Below are 7,147 nucleotides of genomic sequence, written 5' to 3'. Positions count from 1 at the left end.
CACGTCGACACGGCGCAGCGTGTTCTCATCCGGCGCCGCGTCCGACGCGAGCGTCTGCTGCAGACGTCCGAGCTCGATCCCGGCCGGCCGACCGAGAAGGATGCCGACCCCGATCGACAGAATCGCCGCGAGCGCGCCGGTCTTGAGGACGAAGCCGCTCGTGGACGCGTCGTGCGAGTGCAGGGCCACGAACAGGTAGATACCGGACAGCACGGTCAGCAGCGCGGCGACCATCGAAGACATGCCCGCGCGGCGCGCGACGAGTCCCATCCAGTGTCCCGCACCTTCGGCACCGTGGCGCACGGCGATCGGCATGATCACCGAGGCGAGCATGAAAGTCGCTCCGGCCCAGGCCACGCCGGCGATGACATGAACGGCGCGAGCCAGCACAATGAGATCGATGTTGAACATGGTGGCTTCCCGGTTGTAATTTCGATATACATACTGTACATCCAAATCATGAATGTCAAGTCGCGCAAGACCGGCAAGCCGTCCGCGCCGGCCGAAACCCGCCGGCCTTATCGCAGCGCGGCGCGCGCGCAGGCCGCGGACGCGACACGCACGCGCATCATCGATGCCGCGCGTACCTTGTTCATCGGCGGGCCGGATCTTCCGGCGTTTTCGGTCGACGGCGTCGCGCGCCAGGCCGGCGTCACGCGCTTGACCGTGTACAACCAGTTCGAATCGAAGCTCGGCCTGCTCGAGGCCGTGTTCGACGACATCGCCGAGCGCGGCGGCCTGATCGCTGCCCTGCCGTCGATATTCATCGAGCCTGACCCGCACGCCGCCTTGCGCCGTTTCGTCAGCGTGTTCTGCGGCTTCTGGACGCGGCACAAAACGATGATGCCGGCGTTTCAGGCGGTGATAAAAATCGACGAGGACATCGCCGCAAGCCTGCAGCGCCGCACCGAACGCCGTCGCCACATCCTGGGCGTGCTCGTCGAACGTCTGGCACCGGGCGCAGGCAAAGCCAACGCCGATCTCGTCGACTTGCTGTACGTGCTGACGAGCTTCGACACATTCGACGCGCTGTCGGCGCGCAACCGCAACGCGAAGGCCGTCGAGGCGCTGATGCAGACGCTGGTCGAGCAGACCGTTCGCACGCTGCTCGGCACGCGCGGCTAGGCCGCGTTGCGCCGGCTGGTGAAAAAACCGTTGAGGGTGAGGCGACCTGTGAGCGGATCGTCGCTCAACTTCTCCGGCGCGAAAATGTCTCCGGAGTGCAGCATGCTGCCATCGTAGAAGACGATGCGGTTCCATTTCGCGGCGACGCGACCGACCTGGGTGAACCAGTCGTTCGACGCGCAGAGGTAATTTTGCGCGATGCCGTATTTCTGCGTGAACGCCGCCGCCTGCAGCGTGTTCGCATCGCGAAACAGCAACGCGGTTTCTTCCGCGGAACGCGCAGGCTCGTAAAAGCTCGTTCCACCGAGGCTTTCATCCTTGAACAGATACAGCACCGAAGCCTGGATGCTGTGCCGGCGCGGGTCGAGATGCTGTCCATCGGTGTGACAGATCGCCTGGAACGGCCGCAACGCCGACGGCGGCAGCGTTACCATCGACAAACGACAGCGCACGTCGAGCGTACGTCGCGCATCGAATTCGCGGCGCACGTGTTCGGCAAAGAAACCATCCAAACGCACCGCGACCGCTGCGGGCATTTCCAGATAATTGCCCGGATACGCACTGAAATTGACCGGATTGAACGCCATGCGATTCGTCACCGCGAGCTGCACGAGCGCATCCGGATCGAGCAGCGCGTCGTCGATCACATGACAGAACCGGCCGTTGAGCAGGCGCACGCGTTCGATCTGCGGCCGCGGATTGAACACCGCGACCTTGTCCAGCGTCTGCATTAGGCGAAACCCGTCGTTCGAAGCGAACTATCCGTTGCGGTCGAACAACCATAGCACCGCGCGCGCGAACTGCGCACGCCAGGCGAACTCGTGGTGCTTCGCCTTGGGGTCGACGACGACGTCGAGCCTGCTCTGCGGATGTCCGTCCGCACGCAGCAGATCGACCATGCGCTGCATGTCGGGCAGCATCGAGTCGCCCTCCTTTCCGCCGGCATAGAAGTACAGCTTCGCGTCCTTGCGCGGCGGCTGCGCCTTGGCGAAATCGAACACGGCCGGCGCGGCGAGCCAGTACGCCGGCGAGAAGATGCCGGCCCTGGAAAACACCTGCGGATACTGCTCGATCGCGTATTGCGAGATCAGGCCGCCCATCGACGAGCCCATCACCGCGGTATTCGCGCGGTCAGGCTTGCTGCGGTAGTGCTTGTCGACGTAGGGCTTGACCGTGCCGACGAGGAAATCCATGTATTGCCTGCCTTCGCCCTTGCCGAACTTCTCGTTGTCCCAGGCGTTGAGCTCGTGGATGCGATCGGCACCGCCGTTGTCGACGCCGACGACGATCAGTTCGAGACCTTTGGTCTTCGCCAGCTCGTTGAGCGTTTCGTCGACGCCCCACTCGCCCGAATACGAGGTCGCCGCATCGAACAGGTTCTGGCCGTCGTGCATATACAGCACTGGATAGCGCTTGTTCGATTTCTCATAGCCCGGCGGCAGGTAGACGCGGATCGTGCGCTCGCGGCCAAGTTCCTTCATCGCCAATTTCTGCGGAAGGACATGCACGTTCGGCTGCGCCGTGCCGTGCGCGAGCAGTACGCTGCCGTACATCGCGGGCACGCCGAGTTCGAGCGTGCCGTCGGCGGCTGCGGCAAGGTTCGCGCCGGTCAGCGCATCGGTGAACGTGCTCGTCGCGATCGGGCCGGGCAGATGCAGCTTGACCGTACGCGTCGTGCTGTCGTTGTTCGTCGCGACGATCGCCCATTGACCCTCGTCGTGGCGGAACACGACGACGACGTGATCGTCGAGATAGCCGGGCGCTTCGAGCGAGCCGTGACGCAGCACGGGATGGTCGTGGCGCAGTTTGGTCAGCTTTCTGTAGTCGGCGAGCATCGCTTCGTCGGGTTTGCCGCCGAGATCGGGCCACGGATACGTGCCGCGATCGAACGGATCGTCGCCGCCGGTCACACCGACCTCGTCGCCGTAGTAGATCGCCGGCGCGCCGGGCATCGTCATCTGCAGGAATGCGGCGAGGCGCAGGCGCTGCTTGGCGAGCGCGACGGTCGCAGCGTCGGCGTGCTCGTCCTTCCAACCGAAGTCGTACAGCGCTCGCGCCGAGTCGTGCGAGTCGATCAGGTTCATCAGCGCGGAGAACGCCTGCGGCGGATAGTTCTCGCGCATCAGTTCGACGTTGCGCCACACATCCTTCGCCTTCGCGCCGTTCGCGTAGGCGACAACGGTGCTGCGGAAGATGTAGTTCATCGTCGAGTCGAATTCGTCGCCGAGGAAGAACTTCGAGGAATCAAAGAACGATTCCGCCACCGTCACCGCGTCCGGTTTGGCCGTCTTTACGGCTGTGCGCCACTCGCGCCAGAAATCGTCGGGCACCCACGGCGCCACGTCCATGCGCCAGCCTGACAGGCCCTTGCCGAGCCAGCGCTGCATCACCGCGTCCTTGCCGCCATAGAAATAGTCGCGCAGCGAGCGCTGCGACTTGTCGAGTTCGGGCAGGTCGGCAATGCCGGCCCAGCCCTTGTACTGCAGGTCGGGATTCTTCTCGCTCGGATAGAACGTGAACCAAGGATAGTACTTCGATTGCGGATGGATCTTGTCGCGATCGAACGCGCCGACCTCGGGGAAATTGCCGTAGCGGTTGAAATAGATCGAGTCGCGGCCGACGTGGTTGAGCGAGGTATCGAGAACAACGCGAATCCCACGCTTCGCCGCCTCGCGATTGAGTTTCTCGAATTCGGCCGTCGTGCCGAAATGCGGATCGATCTGCCGGTAGTCCGCGGTGTCGTACTTGTGGTTGCTCGATGCGCGGAAGATCGGATTGATGTACAGCGTATTCGCACCGACCGACTTGATGTAGTCGAGCTTGTCGGTGATGCCCTTCAGGTCGCCACCGAAGAAGTCGTTGCTGTAAGCATCGTCGGAACCGTCGCCCGAATGCGGAATCCACGGCTTGTCGAGCCAGTTCTTGTGGAACTCGACCGTGCCCTCGTGGAATTTGTCAACGCCGGGCTTTGGATCGTTTGAAGGATCGCCGTTGCGGAAACGGTCTGGGAAAATGTAGTAGTACACCGCGTCGCGCGCCCAGTCGGGCACCTTGTAGTCGGCGCGGTAGACGGTCTGGCGAAAGCGACGGATGCGCGCCGACTCCGACGGCGGATTGACCACCGCGCCCAGTCCTTGCGAGCCGACCTCGCGCGTGAACGGAATCGGATCGGCGTTGTTCGTGTACAGGTACTTGCGCCTGCCGGCTTCGAATTCGAAGTAGTAGGCGTAGACGCCGATCGCATCGAAGCGATAGCGGCCGGTCCAGTAGTCACCGGGCTTGCCCGCGGCATCGGTGTATTTGCCGCTGGTCAGCGGCACGCGCGCGATCTCGGAATACTCGAGCACCTCCTGCCAGCCTTCGAGGCGGCGCTTCTCGACCACCAGGGTCAGGTTCGCGATACCAGGCTGCGCGGCCAGATTGAACTGGACTTCTTCGCCGGCCTTGACCGCGCCGAACGGGAACTTGTACATGAGATCGCGCGAATCGAACTTCACGCTGCGCGCGACCGGATCATCGATCGGTTTTTCGTCGACGTCGACGAAGCTCTTCGGCCCGATCGTGAGCGTCGGCTTGCCCGTCGCGCGAGCGCCGAAATCGAGCTTGATCGTGGCCGGACCAGCGAAGGCGTACTTCAGTTCACCCACGCCCGCACGCTCGCCTCCGCTCAATGTGAACGACTCGCTGGTGTGCAGCAACGTCGGCGTCGGGCCGGGTCCGCCAAACGCGATGCCGCCACCAAGCGCGGCGTCGACGATGCGGAATTTCTGCTCGCCTTTCAAATCGACGTTGAGGAAATAAGCATTACAACGCCACTGGAACGCGTAATCCTCGCGCGGGGTACCGTCGTTCATGGCGCCGCGCAGAAACAGCGTTTCCTTGTACGGTGCTGGCGGGCAGTTCGTTGGGGCCGGCCTGGTCGCCTTGGCGTCAGGGCGCGGCGTTGCGCAACTGCTCAGAGCGGCGGCGAGGCCCAGTGCCACGCTTGCAGTGGCGGCGAAAAAAAACATCTTGCGCATGGCTTCCCTCTCCCGTGAGAACAGCCAAGCGTAGTGATGCGCAATCGCACAAGGAAGTCATTGCATACGAATTCATCGGCGCCGCAACAAGCTCAGCGCTGCGTCGACCCACGCAGCACGAGCGACACCGGAATCACCTGGTTCTCCACCGGCTCGTCGCGGATCAGCTTGAGCAGCGTGTCGACAAGGACGACGCCCGCGCGCTTGGTGTCCTGCTGCACGGTGGTCAAGGCGGGATCGACGAAGCCGGCAAGCGGAATATCGTCGAAGCCGGCGACAAGCACGTCCTCGGGCACGCGCAGGCCGCGCTCGCGCAACGTCTTGATCGCGCCGATCGCGATCAGGTCGCTCGCGGCGAAGATCGCGTCGAACTTCGCCTTGCGCTCGAACAGCGTCGATGCCGCATCGAGACCCGACTGCTCCGACGAGATCGCACCGACCTGGAGCTTGGCATCGACCTTGCCGCCGCCTTCTTCGATCGCGGCACGGTAACCACGATGGCGTTCGAGGAATTCGGGCGAGGATTCGCTCGCGTCGCCGAGAAACGCGATGCGCTTCGCGCCGCGCTCGATCAGATGGCGCACGATGTCGCGACCGCCCTGGAAATTGTCGCAGCCGACCGAGACTTCGGGCTGGTCGGGCGCGACCGCGCCCCAGCGCACGAAATGCGTGCCGCGCTCGACCATGAACTTGAGTCGTTCGCGGTAGTCGAGGTAGTCGCCGTAACCGAGCAGGATGATGCCGTCGGCCTTCTTCGATTCCTCGTAGCTGGCCTGCCAGTCGTGGTTGTTCGGCTGCTGGAACGAGATCAGAAGATCGTAGCCGCAGCGCGCACAGGCGCGCGTGATCGAGGCGAGCATCGAGACGAAGAACGGGTTGATCAGCGAATCGTCCGGCGCCGGGTCTTCGAAGAACAGCAGCGCGAGCGTGCCGCTCTGCTGGCTGCGCAGGCTCGAGGCATGCTTGTCGACCTTGTAGTTGAGCTCGTTCGCGATCTTGAGGATGCGCCGCCGGGTCAGTTCGTTGACCATGCTGCTGCCGCGCAGCGCGCGCGACACCGTCGGCTGCGAAACGCCGGCCAGGTGCGCGATCACGAGTGAAGTGGCTTTCTGTTTGCTGCGAATGACGACGCCCTCCGTCCCAGGTGGAGGATGGCAAGCCTGTCCGCGGCGGGCAAGGGCGGGCGCACAACGGGCGGCGGTGCCCGATTGCGCTGAAGTGGTACCCGATCGCGCCTTCCCGGGTTGTCGCGCGCTGCTAGAATGTGCGGCCTTGCACCTGCCCTTGCGATGCGCCCGTGAGCGAAATCCTCAGCCCCGAACTCCCTCCCGCGCCCGACGCGGCACATGCGTTGATGACGGCGGCCTATTGCCGCGACGAAACCGAAGCGATGAACGAACTGCTCGGCCAGGCCGCGCTGCCCGACGCCGAGCGCGATCTCGTCCTCGCGCGCGCCACCGAGCTCGTCGCCCGCGTGCGCGCCAAGGCGCAGGACGCGTCGGCGGTCGAAGCGTTCATGCGCCAGTACGACCTGTCGAGCGAGGAAGGCGTGCTGCTGATGTGCGTGGCCGAAGCGCTGCTGCGCATCCCGGACAAGGACACGGCCGACAAGCTGATCTCCGACAAGCTCGGCGAAGCGAACTGGGAGTCGCACCTCGGCAAGAGCGATTCGCTGTTCGTCAACGCCGGCACCTGGGGCCTGATGCTGACCGGCAAGTTCATTGAACTGGCCGACGAAACCCAACGTAATTTCTCCGGCGCCCTGAAGCGCCTCGTCGGCCGTGCGGGCGAGCCGGTGATCCGCCTCGCCGTACGCCAGGCGATGCGCATCATGGGCCATCAGTTCGTCATGGGCCGCACGATCAAGGAAGGCCTCGACCGCGCCCAGGAGAAGGAAACCGCGCCTACCGTTATTCCTACGACATGCTCGGCGAAGGCGCGCTGACCACGCCGGACGGCGAGCGCTACTACCAGGCCTATGTCGACGCGATCAAGGCTTTGGG

At 64.1% G+C, this 7,147-nt stretch carries 5 protein-coding genes and 1 pseudogene; 2 read left to right on the top strand and 4 right to left on the bottom strand.

Translation table 11 applies throughout. The features are described 5' to 3' along the window. On the bottom strand, positions 1-411 hold a 411-nt coding region (locus tag VF497_RS15385; RefSeq protein ID WP_330890297.1), incomplete at its 3' end, for a hypothetical protein. Between the two features lie 48 nt (positions 412-459). On the opposite strand from VF497_RS15385, the gene VF497_RS15380 reads away from it, so the two are divergent. Continuing rightward, complete coding sequence (locus VF497_RS15380) at positions 460-1,125, top strand: TetR/AcrR family transcriptional regulator (RefSeq protein WP_330890295.1); 666 nt, start codon at positions 460-462, stop codon at positions 1,123-1,125. Here VF497_RS15380 and VF497_RS15375 read toward each other — a convergent pair. From VF497_RS15375 to VF497_RS15365, 3 genes are all read right to left on the bottom strand, one after another. Further along, a complete protein-coding gene (locus tag VF497_RS15375; RefSeq protein WP_330890293.1) occupies positions 1,122-1,856 on the bottom strand; it encodes a DUF6445 family protein in 735 nt (244 codons plus the stop codon). The genes VF497_RS15380 and VF497_RS15375 overlap by 4 nt on opposite strands. Before the next feature lie 27 nt (positions 1,857-1,883). Then, positions 1,884-5,144, bottom strand: coding sequence for an alpha-amylase family glycosyl hydrolase (locus tag VF497_RS15370; protein WP_330890291.1), 3,261 nt, complete (start codon positions 5,142-5,144; stop codon positions 1,884-1,886). Positions 5,145-5,236: 92 nt separating this feature from the next. Continuing rightward, a complete protein-coding gene (locus VF497_RS15365; protein ID WP_330890289.1) occupies positions 5,237-6,238 on the bottom strand; it encodes a LacI family DNA-binding transcriptional regulator in 1,002 nt (333 codons plus the stop codon). A gap of 260 nt (positions 6,239-6,498) precedes the next feature. Here VF497_RS15365 and VF497_RS15360 point away from each other — a divergent pair. Then, positions 6,499-7,147 (top strand): annotated as a pseudogene (locus tag VF497_RS15360) (bifunctional proline dehydrogenase/L-glutamate gamma-semialdehyde dehydrogenase); the annotation flags it as partial.

The sequence above is a fragment of the Rudaea sp. genome, from assembly GCF_036383415.1.
Classification (GTDB): Bacteria; Pseudomonadota; Gammaproteobacteria; order Xanthomonadales; family Rhodanobacteraceae; genus Rudaea.
The sequence above is the reverse complement of the archived record's forward strand: the minus strand, read 5'-3'. Positions and strand labels throughout refer to the sequence as shown.